Origin of the sequence: Actinosynnema sp. NPDC091369, assembly GCF_044757065.1 — a bacterium.
Taxonomy (GTDB): Bacteria; Actinomycetota; Actinomycetes; order Mycobacteriales; family Pseudonocardiaceae; genus Actinosynnema.
On record NZ_JBIVUG010000003.1, the window covers coordinates 133147 to 152712 of the forward strand.

Here is a 19566-nt window from a genome sequence, read left to right on the forward strand (position 1 = left end):
GGTGGGCTGTTAGCCTGCGGCGGTGGAGTTCCAGCGCGCGAGGCGTCCCGAGCAGGTGGAGCAGCGGCGGCGCACGATCCTCGACGCGGCGTGCGCGATGCTGCGGGAGCGGTCGGTCGCCGACATCAGCCTGCGCGAGCTGAGCGACCGGGTGGGGCTCGCGAAGTCGAACGTGCTGCGGTACTTCGACAGCCGTGAGGCGATCTTCCTGGAGGTGCTCGACCGGGAGCTGGGTGCGTGGCTGGACGAGGTCGAGGACGCGCTCGGGCAGGCCGGGTCGGCGGAGGCGGTCGCGCGGGCGGTGGCGGCGACGTTGCTGCGGCGGCCGTTGCTGTGCGAGTTGATCAGCGGCATGGCGGGTGTGCTGGAGCGGAACATCCCGGTGGACTTCGCGCGCGTGTTCAAGCGCCGGGCGAACGAGCACAAAGCCCGGCTGGCGGACCTGGTGCGGGCCCGGGTGCCGGTGCTGGACGCCGCCGCCGCGCACCACTTCGCCACTTCGGTGCTGATCATGACGGCCGGCCTGTGGCCGCACGCCAAACCGACCGACGCGGTGGCCCAGGTGATGCGGGAACTGGGCGGGCCGACGGCGGCGGAACTGGTGCGCGAGGGCCTGACGGAGGGCCTGGTCAACCAACTGGTCGGCCTGGTCGCCCGCGCCTGACCGCGGGAGCCGGCCCGCGCTGTGAGGTGGGTGTCGCCGGCGGGTGGCGGGCGGCGACGTCAGGTCGGTCGGCAGTGGCGGCCACCGGGTGGTCGCGCCGCAGCCGGAGGAGCCGGTGACGCCCTAAGGTTCCACCCCGTGAAGGCACTCGTGGTTCGCGGTGGTTGGCCGGGGCACTCGCCGGTGGTGGCGACCGACTCGTTCCTGCCGTTCCTGCGGTCGTCGGGGTTCGCGGTGGACGTGTCCGACTCACTCGACGTCTACGACGAACGCCTCGGCTCCTACGACCTGGTCCTCCAGTGCTGGAGCGACGGCGAGCTGACCGACGAGCAGTTCACCTGCCTGGAAGCGGCGGTCCGGGGTGGGACGGGGTTGGCCGGGTGGCACGGCGGCCTGGTGGACGCGTTCCGCCACTCCCGTGGCTACATGCAGTTGGTCGGTGGGCAGTTCGTCGCTCACCCGGGTGATTTCGTGGACCACCGGGTGGACATCACCTCCACGCACCCCGTCGTGGCCGGCATCGAGGGGTTCGAGCTGCGGACCGAGCAGTACTGGGTCCTCACCGACGGCCTCAACGACGTGCACGCGACCACGACGTTCGCCGCCGCCGACCCGTGGCACGCCCCGCTGACCGTGCCGGCCGTCTGGACCCGCCGCTGGGGCGCTGGCCGGGTCTTCGCCTGCACGGTCGGCCACCACCCGGCCGACCTCGACCTGCCCCAGGTCCGCACGATGGTCGAACGCGGCCTGCTCTGGGCCGCCCGCCGCTGACCCGCACGACCCGCCGCACGACCGGCGGGCCGCCGGCTCACTCGCCCGACGCGGGCAGGGCGGCGGGCTCGGAGTCGGCCAGGTTCTCCGGCAGCCTCAACCCCTCGTGCAGCGGCACGAGCTCGGACTGCAGCACGAGGGCCGCACCACCGATCGCGGACGCCGTGGCGGCCGAACGGGACAGTCGCACGTCGACGCCGTGCGCCGCGCGCGAGAAGAACGTGCGGTCCAGCTCGTCGCGCACCACGGGCAGGTACACCGACCCGGCGATGGCGAAGCTCGGCCCGGTGAGCACCAGGACCTCCAGGTCCATGATGTTGGCCAGCGTCCGCGCCGCCACCGCGATGTAGCGCGCCGACCGCTCCAGGATCGCCAGCGCGGCCGGCTCGCCCCGCCGCGCCGCCCGGCTCACCGCGGCGAAGTCCGACGACACCGATCGCACCTGCCCGGTCAGCCCGGCCGCCCCGGCCAGGTCGGCGTCCGCGCGGGCCGCCGCCACCACGGCCGCGGGCCCGGCCAGCGCCTCCACGCACCCGCGCGCGCCGCACCAGCACTCCGGCCCGTCGGCGTCCACGCAGATGTGCCCGATCTCCCCGGCGTTGCCGCTGCTGCCGCGGTAGGTGATGCCGTTGATGATCAGGCCCGCGCCGATGCCCGTGCCCATGTAGAGCGCCGCCGAGATGGCCGTGCCGCCGATGCCGCCCGACCAGTGCTCGCCCAGCGCCGCCGCGGTGGCGTCGTTGTCCAGCACCACCGGCAGGCTCGTGGCCCGCTCCAGCTCCTGGTCGAGCGGGAAGTCCTCCCACTTGCGCATGGACGGCGGGGTCAGGCCCATGCCGGTGTCCGAGCTGAGCGGGCCGGGGGAGACCAGGCCCAGGCCGAGGACCCGGTTGTGGTCCACGCCGACGCCGTCGATCAGGCCCTTGACCTCGGCGGCCATCCGCGCCACGACGGTGCGCGGCTCGGCCGCGCCGGCGCCCGCCCTCGAAATGCGCGCCACGACCGACCCGCCGAGATTGGTCAGCACGTAGGTGATGCCGGCGTGGTCGAGGTGGACGCCCACGGCGTAGCGGGAGGAGTGGTTGAGCTGGAGCAGCACCCGCCGCTTGCCGCCGGTCGACTCGGCGCGTCCGGTCTCCACGACCAGGCCCTCGTCGATGAGCTTGCGGACGACGGTCGAGATGGTGGCGCCGGTGAAGCCGGTGGCGTTGATCAGGCCGACCCGGCTGATCGTGCCCGCCGCCCGGATCACGTCCAGCACGGCGGCCTTGCTGCTCGCGTGTTGCGTCGCCCGCGCCGGTCCGCTCACGTGGTCCCCCGCGTTCGTCTTAGTTCGTTCGTCGGCCGAAGGGTAGCAACTTGACCGGCAGATGACGCCGAGGTGTTGACTTCGTTTCTTCGATGACTTAACAATCTGCCTCAACGCGGGACCGCGGCCGGTCTCGGGCCACGAGAGGAATCGACGATGTCCCTGAAGGCAAGGCGCTTCTCACGGGCGCGCATGGCGGCGGCCGGGCTGGCCGCGGTCGCCATGCTGGCGACGGCGTGCGGCGGGTCGAGTTCGGGCAGCGACGCGAACAAGGACACGCTGGTCGTGTACACCGGTCAGTCCGGTGACTGGCAGCTGAACTTCAACCCGTACTCGCCCACCATGCTCGAGGGCCCCGGCACGATCTTCGAGCCGTTGTTCTTCTTCAACAACATCCGCGACGTGGAGCCCCGGCCCCGGTTGGGCAAGGGCTTCACGTGGAACGCCGACGGCACCCAGCTCGACATCGAGCTGCGCGACGACGCGAAGTGGAGCGACGGGCAGAAGTTCACCGCCAAGGACGTCGTCTTCACCCTCGACATGGTCAGCAAGAACGCGACCATGAACAGCACCGGCTACAAGGGCGTCGCGACCGCCGTGGACGACACCCACGTGACGGTCAAGTTCACCGAACCGTCCTTCATGGACGGCCCGCAGGTGCTCGGCCGGATCTGGATGGTCCCCGAGCACAAGTGGAAGGACATCCCGACCCCGGCGACCGACGTCGTCAAGGAGCCCGTCGGCACCGGCCCGTTCATGCTCGACGAGTTCAAGGCCCAGGCGTTCACGCTCAAGTCGAACCCGGGCTACCACTCCGGCGAGCCCGCCCTGAAGAAGATCCGCTACCTCGCGCTGTCGGGCAACCAGTCCGGTGAGGCCGCGCTCAAGCAGGGCCAGATCGACTGGCAGACCGGCCCCGTCCCGGACATCGCCAACGTCGAGAAGAACTACCCGGGATACAAGGCCATCACCATCCCGATGAACCAGACGGCCCTGTTCACCTGCTCGAACGCCGAACTGGGCTGCCAGGGCCCGCAGACCGACGTCGCCGTGCGCAAGGCGATCTACTACGGCCTGAACCGCACGCAGATCAACTCCCTCGCCTTCGAGAACACCTCCAGCGAGGTCTCGCCCGGCGCCGCGCTGCTCGAGCGGGACAAGGACCAGATCTCGGGCAAGCTCCAGGAGAAGACCGCGCCGATGCAGCCCGACGAGGCCAAGGCCACGCAGCTGCTGGAGAGCGCCGGTTACACCAAGGGCAGTGACGGCATCTACGCCAAGGACGGCAAGCCGCTGGCCATGACCCTCAAGGTCGTCGCCGGCTGGACCGACTACATCACCGCCGTCGACACCATGAGCCAGCAGCTGCAGAAGGTCGGCATCAAGGTCACCGCGCAGCAGCTGTCCTGGAACGAGTGGTCCGACGCCCGCGGTCGCGGCAACTTCGAGCTGCTGATCGACTCGCTGCACCAGGGCCCCGCGCCCGACCCGTTCTACAACGCGTCCTACTTCTTCAGCACCGCGACCACGGCGAAGGTCGGCGAGACCGCCAACCCGAACTTCTCCCGGTTCTCCAACCCCGCGGTGGACGCCGCGCTCGCCGCGCTGAAGGGCATCGACCCCGAGGACGACGCCGCCCGCCAGCCGCACTTCGACACCATCCAGACCGAGATCGAGAAGTCGCTGCCCTACATCCCGGTCCTGACCGGCGGCACCACCAGCGAGTACAACGCCAAGAAGTTCACCGGTTGGCCCACCAAGGAAGACCTCTTCGCGTTCCCGGCCGTCTGGGCGCGCCCGGAGCACTCCGAGATCTACCTGAAGCTCAAGCCGGCCGGCCAGTGAACGACTGAGTGAGGCGATAGGCGGACCGATGAGGTACTACGCCCGAAAGTTCGCGTTCTACGTGGTCGCCCTCTGGGCGGCGCTGACGCTGAACTTCTTCATCCCGAGGCTCATGCCGGGCAACCCGGTGGACATCCTCATGGCGAAGCTCGCGCAACGCGGCGGAACCGTGGACCCGTCGGCCCGCAGAGCGTACGAGCTGCTGCTCGGCACGAACAGCGGCGAGTCGCTCTTCCAGCAGTACCTGTCCTACCTGGGCAACATGTTCCGGGGTGATCTGGGCATATCGGTGAGCGCGTTCCCGGCGCCGGTGTCCCAGATCATCTCGGAGGCCCTGCCCTGGACCCTGATGCTCGTCGGCATCGCGACGTTCCTGTCGTTCGCCTTCGGCATCATCCTGGGCACGTTCGTCGGATGGCGGCGCGGCACCTGGCTGGACAGCCTGGTGCCCGCCACCACCGTGCTCGCCGCCGTGCCGTACTTCTGGCTGGCGCTGATCCTGGTCGCGCTGCTGTCCTCGGCGTGGGGCTGGTTCCCGCTCCAGGGCGGCTACGACGTGATCCTCACGCCCGGCTGGAACGCCGAGTTCATCGGCTCGGCGATCTACTACGGCACGCTGCCCGCGCTGACCATCGTGATCTCCTCGGTCGGCGGCTGGCTGCTGGGCATGCGCAACATGATGGTGTCGGCCACGGCGGAGGACTACGTGCTCACCGCCAAGGCCAAGGGCCTGCGCGACTCCCGGATCATGATCAGGTACGCGGCCCGCAACGCCGTGCTGCCGTCCGTGGCCGGGTTCGCCATCTCGCTCGGGTTCGTGGTGGCCGGCTCGATCATCACCGAGCAGGTGTTCTCCTACCCGGGCATCGGGTCGAAGCTCCTCCAGGCCGTGCAGAACAACGACTACGCCCTCATGCAGGGCATCTTCCTGGTCATCACGGTCGCCGTGCTCGGCGCGAACCTCGTGGTCGACCTGCTCTACGCCGTCATCGACCCGCGCACCCGCGTCAGCGGCTGAGAAGGAGAACGGACACCGTGACGAATCTCAGTGCCGCCACCGTCGGGGCTCCGCGCGGGCGGGCCGGGTGGCGGTCGATGCTGCCGCGCTGGTCGCCCAAGCTCGGCGTCGGCCTGGCGCTGATCGGGCTGATCTCGTTCATCGGCCTGATCGGCCCGCTGCTGGTCGGCGACCCGAACACGATCCGCGACCTGGGCCTGACCGCGCCGGGCGGCGAGTTCTGGCTCGGCACCACGCAGACCGGCCAGGACATCGTCCCGCAGCTCGCCCACGCGACCCGCGGCTCGCTCTACATCGGCTTGATGGTCGGCGTGATGGCGACGGCCCTGTCGGCGTTGTTCGGCATCGTCGGCAGCTACGTCGGCGGGTTCGTCGACGAGGCGTTCTCGCTGTTCTCCAACGTGATGCTGGTGATCCCCGGCCTGCCGCTGGTGATCGTCATCTCCGCGTTCGTGCCCGCCGACCAGCGCGGCACGTGGACCATCGCGGTGGTGCTCGCGATCACCGGCTGGGCGGCGTCGGCGCGGGTGCTGCGCGCGCAGACCCTGTCGCTGCGCAACCGCGACTACGTGGCCGCGGCCAAGGTGTCCGGCGAGAAGCCGTGGCGCGTCATCACCGTGGAGATCCTGCCGAACCTGCTGCCGCTGCTGGCCTCGCAGTTCGTGTTCTCGGTGATCTACGCGATCCTGAGCGAGGCGGGCCTGTCGTTCCTCGGCCTGGGCGCGTCCAACTCGTCCACGCTCGGCACGATGCTCTACTACGCGCAGAACGGCTTCGCGCTGCAACGCGAGGCGTGGTGGTGGTTCGTGCCGCCGGGCCTGATCATCGCGCTGTTCGGCTGCGGCCTCGCGCTGGTCAACTTCAGCATCGACGAGATCATCAACCCCAAGCTGCGCGACATCCCCCGCCGCGCCACCGCCGAAGCCGCCCGCACGCCCGCGCCCGAGCCGCGCGCGGACGACGACGTCGTGCTCACCGTGACCGACCTGTCCGTCGTCTACCAGGTGGACAAGCCGGTGCACGCGGTCAAGGACGTGTCGATCACCCTGCGCCGCGGCGAGATCCTGGGCCTGGCCGGCGAGTCCGGCTGCGGCAAGACGACCCTGGCCTACGCGATCAACCGGCTGCACCGCCCGCCCGCGGAGGTAACCACCGGCTCGGTCACGTTCCACGATCGTTCTGGCCAAGACCGCGAGGGCGGCGACGTGGACGTGCTGGCGCTGACGCCGGGCGAGCTGCGGGCGTTCCGCTGGTCGAAGCTGTCGATGGTGTTCCAGGGCGCGATGAACGCGCTCAACCCGGTCATCTCGATCCGGGCGCAGCTGGAGGACGTGCTCACCACGCACCGCCCGGAGATGACCAAGGCGCAGCGCAGGGCCAAGTGCGAGGAGGTGCTCAAGCTGGTCGGCGTGGACGTGCGGCGGCTCAGCTCCTTCCCGCACGAGCTGTCCGGCGGCATGCGGCAGCGCGTGATGATCGCCATGGCGCTCCTGCTCGACCCCCAGGTCATGATCATGGACGAGCCGACGACCGCGCTGGACGTGGTCGTGCAGCGCGGCATCCTGCGCGAGATCCTGCGGCTGCGCGACGAGATCGGCTTCGCCGTCCTGTTCATCACCCACGACCTGCCGCTGCTGCTCGAACTCGCCGACCGCATCGCGGTGATGAAGGAGGGCGAGGTGGTCGAGTACCGCGCCGCCCAGGACATGTTCGACCACCCCGAGCACCCCTACACCCGCCAGCTGCTCGACTCGTTCCCGAGCCTGACCGGCGAGCGCGGCTCGTTCGTCCGCTCCGGCGAGCAGCTCACGCCGGTCCGCGAGTCCGGCGAGCCCACCCCGTCCGGAGGATCTCAATGACCGTGTCAAGCAGTAGCTGGCGCGGTGGGCTGCCAGGGCCGGTTGTCGCGGAGCATGGCCCACAAGACGTCGACCAGTCGGCGGGCCAGGGCGACCATCGCTTTGGTGTGTCGCTGTCGTTCGGCTCTCTTGCGCTGATAGAAGGTGCGCGACGGGCCGTCGGTCTTCAGGCTGGAGAACGCCGCCATGTAGAAGACGTGCCGCAACCGGCGGTGGTAGCGCCGTGGCCGGTGCAGCACGCCGCTGCGGCGGCCGGAGTCGTTGGGCACCGGTGCCAGCCCGGCGTAGGTGGCCAGGCGTGCGGCGCTGCCGAAGGCCGCCAGGTCGCCGGCGGTGATCGAGAGGAACTCCGCGCCCAGGATCGGTCCCATGCCGGGCATGCTCTCGATGACGGCCGCTTGTGGATGGTCGCGGAACCGCTGGGTCAGCAGCTTGTCCAAGTCTTTGAGCTCGCGGTCGAGGTCAAGCAACCGGCGGGCCAGCCGGGTGATGAGCGTGGCGGTGGTGGCCTCGCCAGGCAGCGACACGGTCTGCGTCTGAGCGGCCGCCAGCGCCTTGCCGACGATGCCGGGGATGCTGGGCCGGTGGGCGCCTGCCGCGTGCAGGTGCCCGGACAACCCCGGCTTGCCCGCCGCCCGGATCGACGCGGGGGTGCAATAGCCGGTGAGCAGGATCAGCGCCGAGCGAGTCGTGTAGTCGAACGCGCGCTCCAGCGCCGGGAACACCCGCGTCAGCAGCTCGCGCAGCCGGTTGACGCCGCGGACCCAGTCGGCCATCAGGTCGGCTCGGTGCGCCACCAGCAAAGACAGTTCCACGACCAGTTCGTCCGGCGTCGTGACCTCGGTCAGATCCCGCCGCAGCCGGGCGGTTTCGGCGATGACCTTCGCGTCCCGCGCGTCGGTCTTGCCCTCACCGGCGAACGCACCGCTCATCCGGTTGACCACCGTGCCGGGCACGTAGACGACACGCTGACCGGTCGTGATCAGCAGCGCCGGCAACAACGCGGCGTTGGCCGAAGTCAGGTCGACCGCCCAGCACGGCTGCGACGCGGTCGTGCCCGCCTTGGTGACGAGCTGCTCGATCGCGGCCTGATCGTTGGGCACCTGCCGCGACCACGAAACCGTTCCGTGTTCATCGACAGCCGTCGCGTGATGCGACACCTTGCCGACGTCGACGCCGATCCAGGCCACCTCGGGCAGCGCCACGCGGCTCCACCTCCCGTCCTCGTGCTCCTCCGATCCCACGGACGACCCCGCCTGCATGCCCCTAAACAGCGACTTCTCGCAACACATCTCAATCAGCGGCCGGGGTGTCCCGGACGGCGGGGTGACCATCCTCCGGGAGCCATCGATCGCATCATCCGATCAGTCACGCCCCACCGTCCTGGGCGTCCAGAGAGCCCATCCCTGAACACCTACGAACTTAGGGGCGTCCGATGACCACGCTGGAAGCTCGCGAACTGGTCAAGGACTTCCACGTCCGGGTCGGCCTGCGCCGGGTCCGGCTGCGCGCGGTGGACAACGTCTCGTTCACCCTCACGCCCGGCCGCACGGTCGCGCTGGTCGGCGAGTCCGGTTCCGGCAAGTCGACCATCGCCCGCATGATCGCCCGGCTGGAGAAGCCCAGCGGCGGCGCGATCACGCTCACCGGGCCGGACGGCGCGAAGGTGCCCGAGCGGGAGTACCGCGACAACGTGCAGATGGTGTTCCAGGACCCGTTCGCGTCGCTGAACCCGTTCCACACCATCGAGCACCACCTGGCCCGGCCGTTGAAGCTGCACGGCAAGCCGCACGGCTGGGAGGACGTCGTGCAGCTGCTGGAGCGCGTGTCCCTGCCCGGTCGCGACATCGCCGGGCGCAGGCCGCACGAGCTGTCCGGCGGCCAGCGGCAGCGCGTGGCCATCGCGCGGGCCCTGGCTCCGGGCGCGAAGGTCGTGGTGGCCGACGAGCCGGTGTCCATGCTGGACGTCTCCATCCGGCTGGGCGTGCTGAACCTGATGGCGCGGCTCCAGCGCGAGGAGAACCTGGCCGTCCTCTACATCACGCACGACCTGGCCACCGCGCGGCACTTCTCCGACGACATCCTCGTGCTCTACAAGGGGCGCGTGGTCGAACGGGGACCGGCCGACGAGGTGATCCTCAACCCGCAGCACCCGTACACCAGGATCCTGGCCTCCGCCGCGCCGAACCCGGAGGCGCGCGGCCGGGCCGTCGAGATCGACCCGGCCGACGTGGAGCGCGCCGGGGCCGCCGCCGCGTTCGACCACAACACCGGTGCGTGGGAGGAAGTTGTCAGATGACGGTCACGTGGTCCACCGGCGCGATCAGGCTGCTGCTCACGCACGGCGACGACCGGCCGGTGAGCCTGCTCTCGCTGCGCCCCGACGGGCCGGTCGAGGGGATCGGGGTGCCGCTGGTCGAGGTGCAGGCCATCGGGCACGGCCGGTTCCCCGGCAGCCACCGGTACGCCGACACCACGATCGGCGCGCGCCTGCGCTACCGCTCCCACGCCGCGTCCGTGGACGAGCTGCGCGTCGTGCAGCACGACCCGGTGAGCGGGCTGGTGGTGACGTCGGTGTTCCAGGGCGTCGCCGGCGTGCCCGCGGTGCGGACGTGGACCGAGGTGGCGGTGGAGGGCGAACCGGTCCACCTCCAGGCCGTGACGTCGCTGTCCACCGGGGCGTTCCTGGTGGACTCCGGCCGTTCGGTCGACGAGGTGGACCTCGTGCACGCCGACTCCGACTGGGTCGCCGAGTCGCGCTGGCACCGCACGCCGCTGCGCGAGGCCGGCCTGGTGGCGATGGACCCGACCGTGCACCACCACGCGTCGCGCAGCCGGTTCGCGCTGACGTCGCGCAGCTCGTGGTCCACGGGCGAGCACCTGCCGACCGGCGTGCTGGTGGCGCGGGACGACAGCTGGGCGCTCGCGTGGCAGATCGAGCACAACGGCGCGTGGCACTTCGAGGTGGGGGAGACCGTCGCCGGCGCGTACCTGGCGCTGCTGGGGCCCAGCGACGGCGAGCACCAGTGGGGTCGCGTGGTGTCGGAGGGCGACGGCTTCACCACCGTGCCCGTGTCGGTGGCCACCGCCGCCGGTGGCGTGGACGAGGCCGTCGGCGCGTTGACGCGGCAGCGGCGGGCGACGTTGCGCAACCGGCGCGCGCCCGAGCTGCCGGTGGTCTTCAACGACTACATGAACACCCTCATGGGCGACCCGACCACGGAGAAGCTGCTGCCGCTGATCGACGCGGCGGCCTCGGTGGGCGCGGACTACTTCTGCGTCGACGCGGGCTGGTACGACGAGGACGGCAAGTGGTGGGACAGCGTCGGCGAGTGGCGGCCGTCGCGGACCCGGTTCCCGGGCGGGTTCGGCGAGGTGGCCGACCACATCCGGGCGCGCGGGATGGTGCCCGGCATCTGGCTGGAGCCCGAGGTCGTCGGCGTGCGGTCGGCGCTGGCCCGGTCGTTGCCGGACGAGGCGTTCTTCCAGCGCCAGGGCGCGCGGGTGGGCGAGCACGGCCGGTTCCACCTGGACTTCCGGCACCCGGCGGCGGTCCGGCACGTGGACGAGGTGGTCGACCGGCTGGTCGAGGAGTTCGGCGTCGGGTACATCAAGCTGGACTACAACATCATGCCCGGCGCGGGCACCGACGTCGGCGGGGTGGCGCCGGGTGACGGCCTGCTCGGGCACAACCGGGCGCACCTGGCCTGGTTGGACGCGCTGCTGGCCCGGCACCCGGGGCTGCTGCTGGAGAACTGCGCGTCCGGCGCGATGCGGATGGACTACGCGATGCTGTCGCGGCTGCACATCCAGTCCACCTCGGACCAGCAGAACCCGTTGCTGTACCCGCCGATCGCCGCCGCCGCGCCCGCGTCCGTGCTGCCGGAGCAGGCCGGGAACTGGGCCTACGCGCAGCCGGGGATGACGCCGTCCGAGGCGGCGTTCACGCTGGCCACCGGTGTGCTGGGCCGGTTGTACCTGGCCGGGCGGGTCGACCTGATGGACGACGCGCAACGCGCTCTGGTGCGCGAAGCGGTCACCGTCCACAAGGGACTGCGGCCGGAGATCGCCACCTCGGTCCCGTTCTGGCCGCTGGGCCTGACCGGCCGAACCGGTCCGTGGGTCGCGCAGGGGCTGCGCGCGGCGGCGAACAGCTACCTGACCGCCTGGCGGCTGCCCGACGCCGCACCGGACGTCGAGCTGCCCGTGCCGCACCTGCGCGGCCGGGACGTCGCGGTGTCGCCGGTGTTCCCGGTGACGTCGCCGGAGTGGGCCTTCGAGTGGCACGCGGGACGAGGGGTGCTGCGTGCCACCCACAGCGGCGCCACGCCGTCGGCGGTCGTCGTGCGGTTGAGCGCCTGACCGGGGTCAGGGGAGCCGGGGCTCGACCAGTTCGGCGACCCGCATCGCCAGCGGGCACGGGTCCTCGGTCGGGCTGCCCGAGTTCAGCACCACGTCGACCCGGGACGACGCCGTGACGCCGATGAAGATGCCGCAGCTGCCGGTCGCGCCCACGGCCTGCTTGGCCTGGTGCCGGCCGATCACCAGCTCCTGCACCACGTTGCCGTTCGACTGGACCTGGTCGAGCCCGGACGTGGTCCGGATGCCGACGCCGAGCAGGGCCTGGGGTGGCGAGAAGTTGCACACCCGCGCGGCGCCGAGCTGCTCCACCACCGGTTCGGCGGTCTGCGCGCCGGTGATCTGCTCGGCCTCGGCCTTGGTGAGCAGGCCGCACGGGTCGGCGCCGTCCAGCGGCCCGCCCCGCGACGGTCCGACCGCGGGCGCGGTGGCGGGTGCGGACGTGCCGCCGGAGGTCGGGGCGGACGGGCTCCCGGCGGGCCCGCCGCAGGCGACGGCGGAGAGCAGGACCGCGACGGCGGCCAGCGTGGTGCGAGGGTTCACTGGGTCGTTCCCCGGTCGGTCAGGGCGGGAGGGCGCGCCGCCGGCGTTCCGGTCGGTCCTCGCCCCGGTGACGCTCACGACCGGGACCGACACTTCCGTGCGCCGACCGTAGCGCACGTTCTGGGAGCGCTACCAGACCCGCGTCCTGCGGCGCGACGCGACGACGGCCGCCCACCGGGGGTGGACGGCCGTCGGGTCGCGCCGCTAGACCGCCGTCGCGCGCAGCAGCACCAACCGCTCCGGGTGCTGCACGGGGGCCTGCACGCCCGCCGTCGTCAGCACCCGGCCCGGCAGCGTCACGCCGTCCTGCCACCACGGCAGGCGCACGCCCCAGTTGTCGGCGTTGCCGTCCGGCACGTCGCCGGGCGCGAGGGGCCGCACGCGGTAGGTCCGGTCGTCGGGCAGGCCCGGCAGCCGCACCGGCCCCGGCGGGTAGAGCTGGGACGTGGCCACGGCGACGATGGCGAACACGGCGTCCGACCCGTCCTCCGCCACCACGCCGTGCACCTGGATCGCCGGGTCCGGGTGGTCGCCGTGGACCGACACGCCGGTGTGCAGCAGCGGCCGCAGCTCCTTGTAGAGCGCCACCCACGACCGCAGCCGCGCCAGGTCCGACTCGGAGGCCGCCGTCAGGTCCCACTCGATGCCGAAGTGCCCGAACAGCGCCGTCCCCGCCCGGAAGTCGATCGGGTGCTGCCGGTGCGTCGTGTGCGACGTGCCCGCGCCGACGTGCGTGCCCATCAGCTCCAGCGGGATCAGCGCGTTCGTCCACCGCTGCATCGACTGCCGCTCCAGCGCGTCGATGCAGTCCGACACCCACACCCGGTCCGTGCGCTCCAGAATCTCCAGGTCCACCCGCCCGCCACCGGACGAGCACGACTCGATCTCCACCCCGGGGTGGCGTCGCCGCAGCTCGTCCAGCAGCCGGTAGACGGCCAGCGTCTGGCCGTGCACGCCCGCACGCCCCGTCGGCCGGTGCCCGGCGTCCACCAGGTCCCGGTTGTGGTCCCACTTCAGGTAGGACACCGGGTACTCGGTCAGCAGCGCGTCCAGCCGGTCCAGGACGTGGGCGAACGCCTCGGGCCGGGCCAGGTCGAGCACCTGCTGGAACCGCGCCGTCCGGGGCAGCCGGTCGCCCGCCGCCATCAGCCAGTCCGGGTGCGCCCGCGCCAGGTCCGAGTCCGGGTTGACCATCTCCGGCTCGACCCAGATGCCGAACTGGAGGCCGAGCCCGGTCACGTGGTCGGTCAGCGGGCCAAGCCCGTCCGGCCACACCTCGTCGGACACGTACCAGTCGCCCAGGCCGCGCCGGTCGTCGCGGCGCGACCCGAACCAGCCGTCGTCGAGCACGAACCGCTCCGCGCCGACCGCCGCGGCGGCGTCCGCCAGCGCTTTGAGCCGGTCCAGGTCGTGGTCGAAGTACACGGCCTCCCACGTGTTCACCACGACCGGTCGCGGTGAGGTCGGGTGGGACGGGCGCGCGCGCAGGTGCCGGTGGAACCGCGCGGACACCTCGTCCAGCCCGTGCCCGTACGAGGCGTACTGCCACGGCGAGGTGTACGACTCGCCCGGCCGGAGCACGACCTCGCCGGACAGCAGCAGCTCGCCGGAGCCCAGCAGCGACACCGAGTGGTAGGTCTTCTCGGCGAACGTGCGGTGGTTGCCCGACCAGGCCGTGTGCACGGCCCAGATCTCGCCCGACCGGTTGCCGAACCCGGCCGTGCCCGCGGCGACCAGGTACGCCGAGTCGTAGCCGGTCCGGCCGGTCCGGTTCTCGCGCACCCGCAGACCGTGCGTCCACTGCGTGCGCTGGGGGCTGCGCTCGCGCGTCCACCGCCCGGTGAAGTCGAGGATCTCGACGGCCTGCGGCGGCACCGGCAGGGTCAGGTTGACCGCGTCCACGGTGAAGTCCGTCGACCCGGCGTTGGTCAGCGCGGCCCGCTGCCGCACGAGCCCGGACGGCGTCAGCTCGACGACGAGGTCCAGTTCGAGCCCGGCGACCTCGTCCACCGCGCGGACCGCGGGACCGTCCACCGACACCACGCGGAACGCGGTCGAGAAGTCGCGCCCGGCCCGGTTGCCGATAATTCCGGGGGTGCCCAGCCAGCCCGCGGACTGCTCGGGCAGCACGGCCACGTCCACCGGGCCGTCCACGGAGAACCCGATCGGGTGAGGCGCTTGCGCCAGCAGCACCGCGTCCAGCTCGGCGGGGGTCAGTTCGCCCAGGTCAGCGCCCCAATGGCGGACCCTCGGCAGGGTGCCTCCGGAGAAGTCGAGCACCAGGCTCACACCCGCGGCCCGCAGGTGCGTCACGTCTGCCACTTGTGGTCTTCCTCTCTGGTGGTGATCCTCGTTGACTTACTTTAGTTGCTGGCGTAAGAATCGCCATACCTTGAATGTCACACGGCAGAAACCCACCGCCGTCGCCGGGAAAAGAGGAACGATGATTCGCACGACCTTGCACGACGGGTGGCGACTGAGCGCGGTGGGCGGGCCGATCCCGGCGGCCGTCGCCGACCGCTCGGTGCCGGCCGCCGTGCCCGGCAGCACGCACCTCGACCTCCTCGCGGCGGACCTGATCCCCGAGCCGTACCTGGACACCAACGAGGCCGAGCTGGCCTGGATGCACCGCGCCGACTGGCGCTACGCCCTGACCTTCGAGGCGGAGGCGGCGAAGCCGGGCGAGAAGGTCGAGCTCGCGTTCGACGGCCTCGACACCGTCGCCGTGGTCGAGCTCAACGGCGTCGTGCTCGGCCGCACGGCGAACATGTTCCGCTCCTACCGCTTCGACGTGCGCGAGCACCTCGAGGACGGCCCGAACGACCTCGTCGTCACCTTCCACTCCGCGCTGGCCTACGCCGAGCAGCAGGAGGAGCAGCTCGGGTGGCGCGACCGGGCCTACCCGCACCCGATGAACGCGGTGCGCAAGATGGCCTGCTCGTTCGGCTGGGACTGGGGCCCCGACCTCCAGACCGCGGGCATCTGGAAGCCGGTGCGGCTGGAGCGCTGGACCGAGGCGCGCCTGGCCGGGGTCCGCCCCCTGGTCACCGTGGACGAGGACGGCACGGGCCGGGTCGAGGTGCACGTCGAGGTCGACCGCGCCCGTGACGCCGACCTGGCCGTGGTGGCGACCGTGGCCGGCGTGGAGCAGCGCGTCCGGGTCGAGGGCGACTCCGCCGTGGTGACCGTCGAGGTGCCGGACGTCGACCTGTGGTGGCCCGTGGGCTACGGCGACCACCCCCTCTACGACCTGGCCGTCGTGCTCCGGTCCGAGGAGCAGGACGTGGACCGCGTCGATCGTCGCATCGGCTTCCGCACCATCACCGTCGACACGACGCCCGACGAGATCGGGACGCCGTTCACGTTCGTGGTCAACGGCAAGCCGGTGTTCGCCAAGGGCGCCAACTGGATCCCGGACGACCACTTCCTCACCCGCGTCACGCGCGAGCGCCTCGCCCGCCGGGTGGACCAGGCCGTCGAGGCCAACATGAACATGCTGCGCATCTGGGGCGGCGGCATCTACGAGACCGAGGACTTCTACGACGTCTGCGACGAGCGCGGCGTGCTGGTCTGGCAGGACTTCCTGTTCGCCTGCGCCGCCTACGCCGAGGAGTCGCCGCTGTGGGAGGAGGTCGAGGCCGAGGCCCGCGAGAACGTCGCCCGGCTCACCTCGCACGCCTCCCTGGCGCTGTGGAACGGCAACAACGAGAACCTGTGGGGCTTCGCCGACTGGGGCTGGGCCGAGCAGCTCCAGGGCCGGTCCTGGGGCCTGCGCTACTACACCGAGCTGCTGCCCGCGATCGTGGCCGAGCTCGACCCGACCCGGCACTACTCGCCCGGCAGCCCGTACAGCCCCGGCGACCTGCACCCGAACTCCGACACCCACGGCACGCGCCACGAGTGGGAGGTCTGGAACCGGATCGACTACACCCACTACCGCGACAACGCGCCGCGGTTCTGCTCGGAGTTCGGCTTCCAGGGCCCGCCGACCTGGGCCACGCTCACCAACTGGGTGCACGACGAGCCGATGACCCCGACCTCGCCCGCGTTCCTGCTGCACCAGAAGGCCGAGGACGGCAACGGCAAGCTCGACCGCGGCCTCGCGCCGCACCTGCCCGCGCCGGCGGCGTTCGAGGACTGGCACTGGGCCACCCAGCTCAACCAGGCCCGCGCGGTCGCGTTCGGCGTCGAGCACTTCCGCTCGCACTGGCCCCGCACGGCGGGCGCGCTGGTGTGGCAGCTCAACGACTGCTGGCCGGTCACGTCGTGGGCCGCGATCGACGGCGACGAGCGGCCCAAGCCGCTGTACTACGCGCTCAAGCACGCCTTCGCGCCGCGCCTGCTCACCGTGCAGCCGCGCGACGGCCAGGACGCGCTGATCGCCGTCAACGACACCGATGAGGTCTGGACCAGCGACATCGTGCTGGAGCGCCAGACGTTCGCGGGCGACGTGCTCGCGGCGGTTAAACTCCCGCTCGACGTGCCGGCCAGGTCGGTGGCGCGGCTCGACCTGGCGGCCGAACTCGTCACGCCGGGCGACCCGAAGGGGGAGGTGCTGGTGGTGAGCACGGCCGACGCGCGCACCGCGCACCTGTTCCGCGAGGACCTGGAGCTGGCCTACGACCCCGCGCCGCTCACCGCCGAGGTGAGCCGGGTGGACGGCGGCTACCGGGTGGACGTCACCGCGACCTCCTTCGCCCGCGACGTCGCCGTGCTGGCCGACCGGGTCGCCGAGGACGCCGTCGTGGACGACACCCTGATCAGCCTCCCCGCCGGCGGGACGCACTCGTTCCTGGTCCGGACCGCGACCGAGCTGGCCGACCCGTCGGCCCTGACCGGCCCGCTGGTGCTGCGCTCGGCCAACGGCCTGTGCGCGGTGCGGACATGACCACCGGCTCGCCCGGCTCCGTCGGCCTCGTCCTGGCCCGCCCCGCGCGGCTGCTGGGCGCGGAGCCGTTCTTCATGGAGTTCATCGCGGGCATCGAGGAGCGGCTCGCCGAGGGCGACCGGTCCGTGCTGCTGCACATCGTGGGCACCGAGGACGCCGAGATCGCCGCCTACCGCAGGTGGGCGGCGGGCGGTGTGGTCGACGCGGTGGTGGTGGTCAACCGCACCGTGGACGACCACCGGCCGGCGGTGCTGCGCGAGATGGGCCTGCCCGCGCTGTACGTGGGCGAGCCGGACGAGCTGGCCGTGCCCGCGGTGCGCACCGACGACGCGGGCCCGGTGCGCGAGGCGCTGGCGTACCTGCTCGACCTCGGGCACCGCCGCATCGCCCGGGTCAGCGGCCCGACCACGCTGCTGCACACCAGGGCGCGCACGGCGGCCCTGCTCGAAGGCTGCGCGGAGGCGGGCATCGAGCCGGTCGTGGTGGAGGGCGACTACTCCGAGGAGTCGGGGGCCAAGCTCACCACCGCGCTGCTCGACGCGCCCGAGCCGCCCACCGCGATCCTCTACGACAACGACGTGATGGCCGTCGCGGGCCTGAGCGTCGCCAAGGAGCTCGGCGTCGCCGTGCCCGACCGGCTCAGCCTGGTCGCGTGGGACGACTCGTCGCTGTGCCGGCTCGCGTCACCCGCGTTGACCACGATGAGCGTGGACGTGCACCAGTTCGGCGTCACCGTCGCCGAGTCGGTGCTGGAGCTGATCGCCGGCGTCGAGGTCACCGAGCGCTGGTCGCCCAAGCCCACGCTCATCGCGCGGGAGAGCACCCGATAAGAGGATCGCCATGACCCACCACGCCGCCGAGTCGCGGTACGACGCCATGCCCTACCGCCGATCCGGCCGCAGCGGCCTCAAGCTGCCCGCCGTGTCGCTGGGCCTGTGGCACAACTTCGGCCACGACAAGCACCTGGACGGGCAGCGGGCCATCCTGCGCCGGGCGTTCGACCTGGGCGTCACGCACTTCGACCTGGCCAACAACTACGGGCCGCCGCCCGGCAGCGCCGAGGAGAACTTCGGCAGGCTGTTCGCGCGGGACTTCCGGCCGTACCGGGACGAGATCCTGGTGTCGACCAAGGCCGGCTACCACATGTTCGACGGCCCGTACGGCGAGTGGGGCTCGCGCAAGTACCTGGTCAGCTCGCTGGACCGGTCGCTGGAGCGGCTGGGCCTGGACTACGTGGACGTCTACTACCACCACCGGCCCGACCCGGACACCCCCATCGAGGAGACGATGGGCGCGCTGGACCACGTGGTCCGCTCCGGCAAGGCGCTGTACGTCGGCATCTCCAACTACTCGGCCGAGCAGACCGCGGAAGCGGCCCGGGTGCTCGACTCGCTGGGCACGCCGCTGCTGATCCACCAGCCTTCGTACTCGATGCTCAACCGGTGGGTCGAGGACGGCCTGCTGGACGTGCTGGCCGAGGTCGGCGCGGGCAGCATCGCGTTCTCGCCGCTGGCGCAGGGCGTGCTGACCGACCGGTACCTCGACGGCGTGCCGGAGGGGTCGCGGGCGGCGGGCGCGTCGCCGTTCCTGTCGGCGTCCAACCTGGACGACGCGACGCTGGCGAAGGTGCGGGCGCTGAACGACCTCGCGAAGCGGCGCGGGCAGACGCTGGCGCAGCTGGCGATCGCGTGGGTGCTGCGCAACGTCACGTCCGCGCTGATCGGCGCGTCGAGCGTGAAGCAGCTGGAGGACAACGTGGCCGCGACGGCGAACCTCGCGTTCGACGACGACGAGCTGGCCGAGATCGAACGCCACCTGTGACGGCGGGCCCCCGGTGCCGGACCGCCACCTGATCGACGTCCACGTCCTGCTGGTCCGCGACGGCCGCGTGCTGCTGTCGCGGCGGCGGGACGTGAACCCGCTCTTCGACGGCCTCTGGCACCTGCCGTCGGGGAAGTTGGACGCCGGCGAGTCGGTCCTGGCCGCGGTGGTCCGCGAGGCGGAGGAGGAGGTCGGCGTGGTCCTGGACCCCGCCGACCTGCGCCTCGTGCACACCCTGCACGCGCGGCGCGCCGGCCTGGAGCCGCGCCTCGGCCTCTTCTTCGAGGCGCGGACCTGGGTCGGGGAGCCGGAGAACCGCGAGCCGGACAAGTGCTCCGAGCTCGGCTGGTTCGACCTCGACGCGCTGCCGGACGACCTCATCGACTACCCGGCGGCCGGTCTGGCCGGCTACGCCGAGGCCGTGCTGTTCGCGGTCTACGGCTGGGAGGAGTGAGGCGAGGTGAACCGGTTCACCTTGCCCCTTCCGGC

Annotated in this window: 15 protein-coding genes; 11 read left to right on the forward strand and 4 right to left on the reverse strand. The window is 71.8% G+C overall.

The genetic code is table 11. The features are described from left to right. The first annotated feature begins 22 nt into the window (after positions 1 to 22). Entirely contained in the window at positions 23 to 664 is a 642-nt protein-coding gene (locus ACIQMJ_RS13095; RefSeq protein WP_499761191.1) for a TetR/AcrR family transcriptional regulator, read from the forward strand. 138 nt (positions 665 to 802) lie between these two features. Further along, positions 803 to 1435 (forward strand): ThuA domain-containing protein, encoded by a 633-nt coding sequence (locus ACIQMJ_RS13100; RefSeq protein WP_499761192.1) that lies wholly within the window; start codon positions 803 to 805, stop codon positions 1433 to 1435. 37 nt (positions 1436 to 1472) lie between these two features. Here the strand turns inward: ACIQMJ_RS13100 and ACIQMJ_RS13105 are convergent, their stop codons facing one another. Beyond that, positions 1473 to 2744 carry an ROK family transcriptional regulator gene (locus ACIQMJ_RS13105; protein ID WP_499761193.1) on the reverse strand — a complete coding sequence of 424 codons (1272 nt, stop codon included), beginning with the start codon at positions 2742 to 2744 and terminating at the stop codon, positions 1473 to 1475. Positions 2745 to 2900: 156 nt separating this feature from the next. Between ACIQMJ_RS13105 and ACIQMJ_RS13110 the strand changes: the two genes are divergently transcribed. From ACIQMJ_RS13110 to ACIQMJ_RS13120, 3 genes are read left to right on the forward strand one after another with little or no spacing between them, the layout of a single operon-like run. Next, complete coding sequence (locus ACIQMJ_RS13110; RefSeq protein ID WP_499761194.1) at positions 2901 to 4589, forward strand: ABC transporter substrate-binding protein; 1689 nt, start codon at positions 2901 to 2903, stop codon at positions 4587 to 4589. A 28-nt stretch (positions 4590 to 4617) separates the two neighbouring features. After that, the gene (locus tag ACIQMJ_RS13115) at positions 4618 to 5607 is read left to right on the forward strand and encodes an ABC transporter permease (RefSeq protein WP_499761195.1); all 990 of its coding nucleotides are present in this window, start codon (positions 4618 to 4620) and stop codon (positions 5605 to 5607) included. Positions 5608 to 5624: 17 nt separating this feature from the next. Then, entirely contained in the window at positions 5625 to 7466 is a 1842-nt protein-coding gene (locus tag ACIQMJ_RS13120; protein ID WP_499761196.1) for a dipeptide/oligopeptide/nickel ABC transporter permease/ATP-binding protein, read from the forward strand. Positions 7467 to 7471: 5 nt separating this feature from the next. Here ACIQMJ_RS13120 and ACIQMJ_RS13125 read toward each other — a convergent pair whose 3' ends face one another. After that, the gene (locus ACIQMJ_RS13125; RefSeq protein WP_499761197.1) at positions 7472 to 8671 is read right to left on the reverse strand and encodes an IS110 family RNA-guided transposase; all 1200 of its coding nucleotides are present in this window, start codon (positions 8669 to 8671) and stop codon (positions 7472 to 7474) included. A 230-nt stretch (positions 8672 to 8901) separates the two neighbouring features. On the opposite strand from ACIQMJ_RS13125, the gene ACIQMJ_RS13130 reads away from it, so the two are divergent. Next, entirely contained in the window at positions 8902 to 9765 is an 864-nt protein-coding gene (locus ACIQMJ_RS13130; protein ID WP_499761198.1) for an ABC transporter ATP-binding protein, read from the forward strand. Continuing rightward, entirely contained in the window at positions 9762 to 11828 is a 2067-nt protein-coding gene (locus ACIQMJ_RS13135; protein ID WP_499761199.1) for a glycoside hydrolase family 36 protein, read from the forward strand. Before ACIQMJ_RS13130 ends, ACIQMJ_RS13135 begins: the two co-directional genes overlap by 4 nt. A gap of 6 nt (positions 11829 to 11834) precedes the next feature. Here ACIQMJ_RS13135 and ACIQMJ_RS13140 read toward each other — a convergent pair whose 3' ends face one another. Continuing rightward, positions 11835 to 12368, reverse strand: coding sequence for a DUF3558 domain-containing protein (locus tag ACIQMJ_RS13140; protein WP_499761200.1), 534 nt, complete (start codon positions 12366 to 12368; stop codon positions 11835 to 11837). A gap of 204 nt (positions 12369 to 12572) precedes the next feature. Then, positions 12573 to 14690, reverse strand: coding sequence for an alpha-galactosidase (locus ACIQMJ_RS13145; protein WP_499761201.1), 2118 nt, complete (start codon positions 14688 to 14690; stop codon positions 12573 to 12575). 121 nt (positions 14691 to 14811) lie between these two features. On the opposite strand from ACIQMJ_RS13145, the gene ACIQMJ_RS13150 reads away from it, so the two are divergent. The 4 genes from ACIQMJ_RS13150 to ACIQMJ_RS13165 are packed head-to-tail and all read left to right on the forward strand — an operon-like array spanning position 14812 to position 19531. Continuing rightward, a complete protein-coding gene (locus ACIQMJ_RS13150; RefSeq protein WP_499761202.1) occupies positions 14812 to 17256 on the forward strand; it encodes a glycoside hydrolase family 2 protein in 2445 nt (814 codons plus the stop codon). Further along, a complete protein-coding gene (locus tag ACIQMJ_RS13155; RefSeq protein ID WP_499761203.1) occupies positions 17253 to 18086 on the forward strand; it encodes a LacI family DNA-binding transcriptional regulator in 834 nt (277 codons plus the stop codon). Before ACIQMJ_RS13150 ends, ACIQMJ_RS13155 begins: the two co-directional genes overlap by 4 nt. Positions 18087 to 18096: 10 nt before the next feature. Further along, positions 18097 to 19077 carry an L-glyceraldehyde 3-phosphate reductase gene (gene mgrA, locus ACIQMJ_RS13160; RefSeq protein WP_499761204.1) on the forward strand — a complete coding sequence of 327 codons (981 nt, stop codon included), beginning with the start codon at positions 18097 to 18099 and terminating at the stop codon, positions 19075 to 19077. A gap of 13 nt (positions 19078 to 19090) precedes the next feature. Then, positions 19091 to 19531, forward strand: coding sequence for an NUDIX hydrolase (locus tag ACIQMJ_RS13165; RefSeq protein WP_499761205.1), 441 nt, complete (start codon positions 19091 to 19093; stop codon positions 19529 to 19531). The last annotated feature ends 35 nt before the right edge of the window (positions 19532 to 19566 follow it).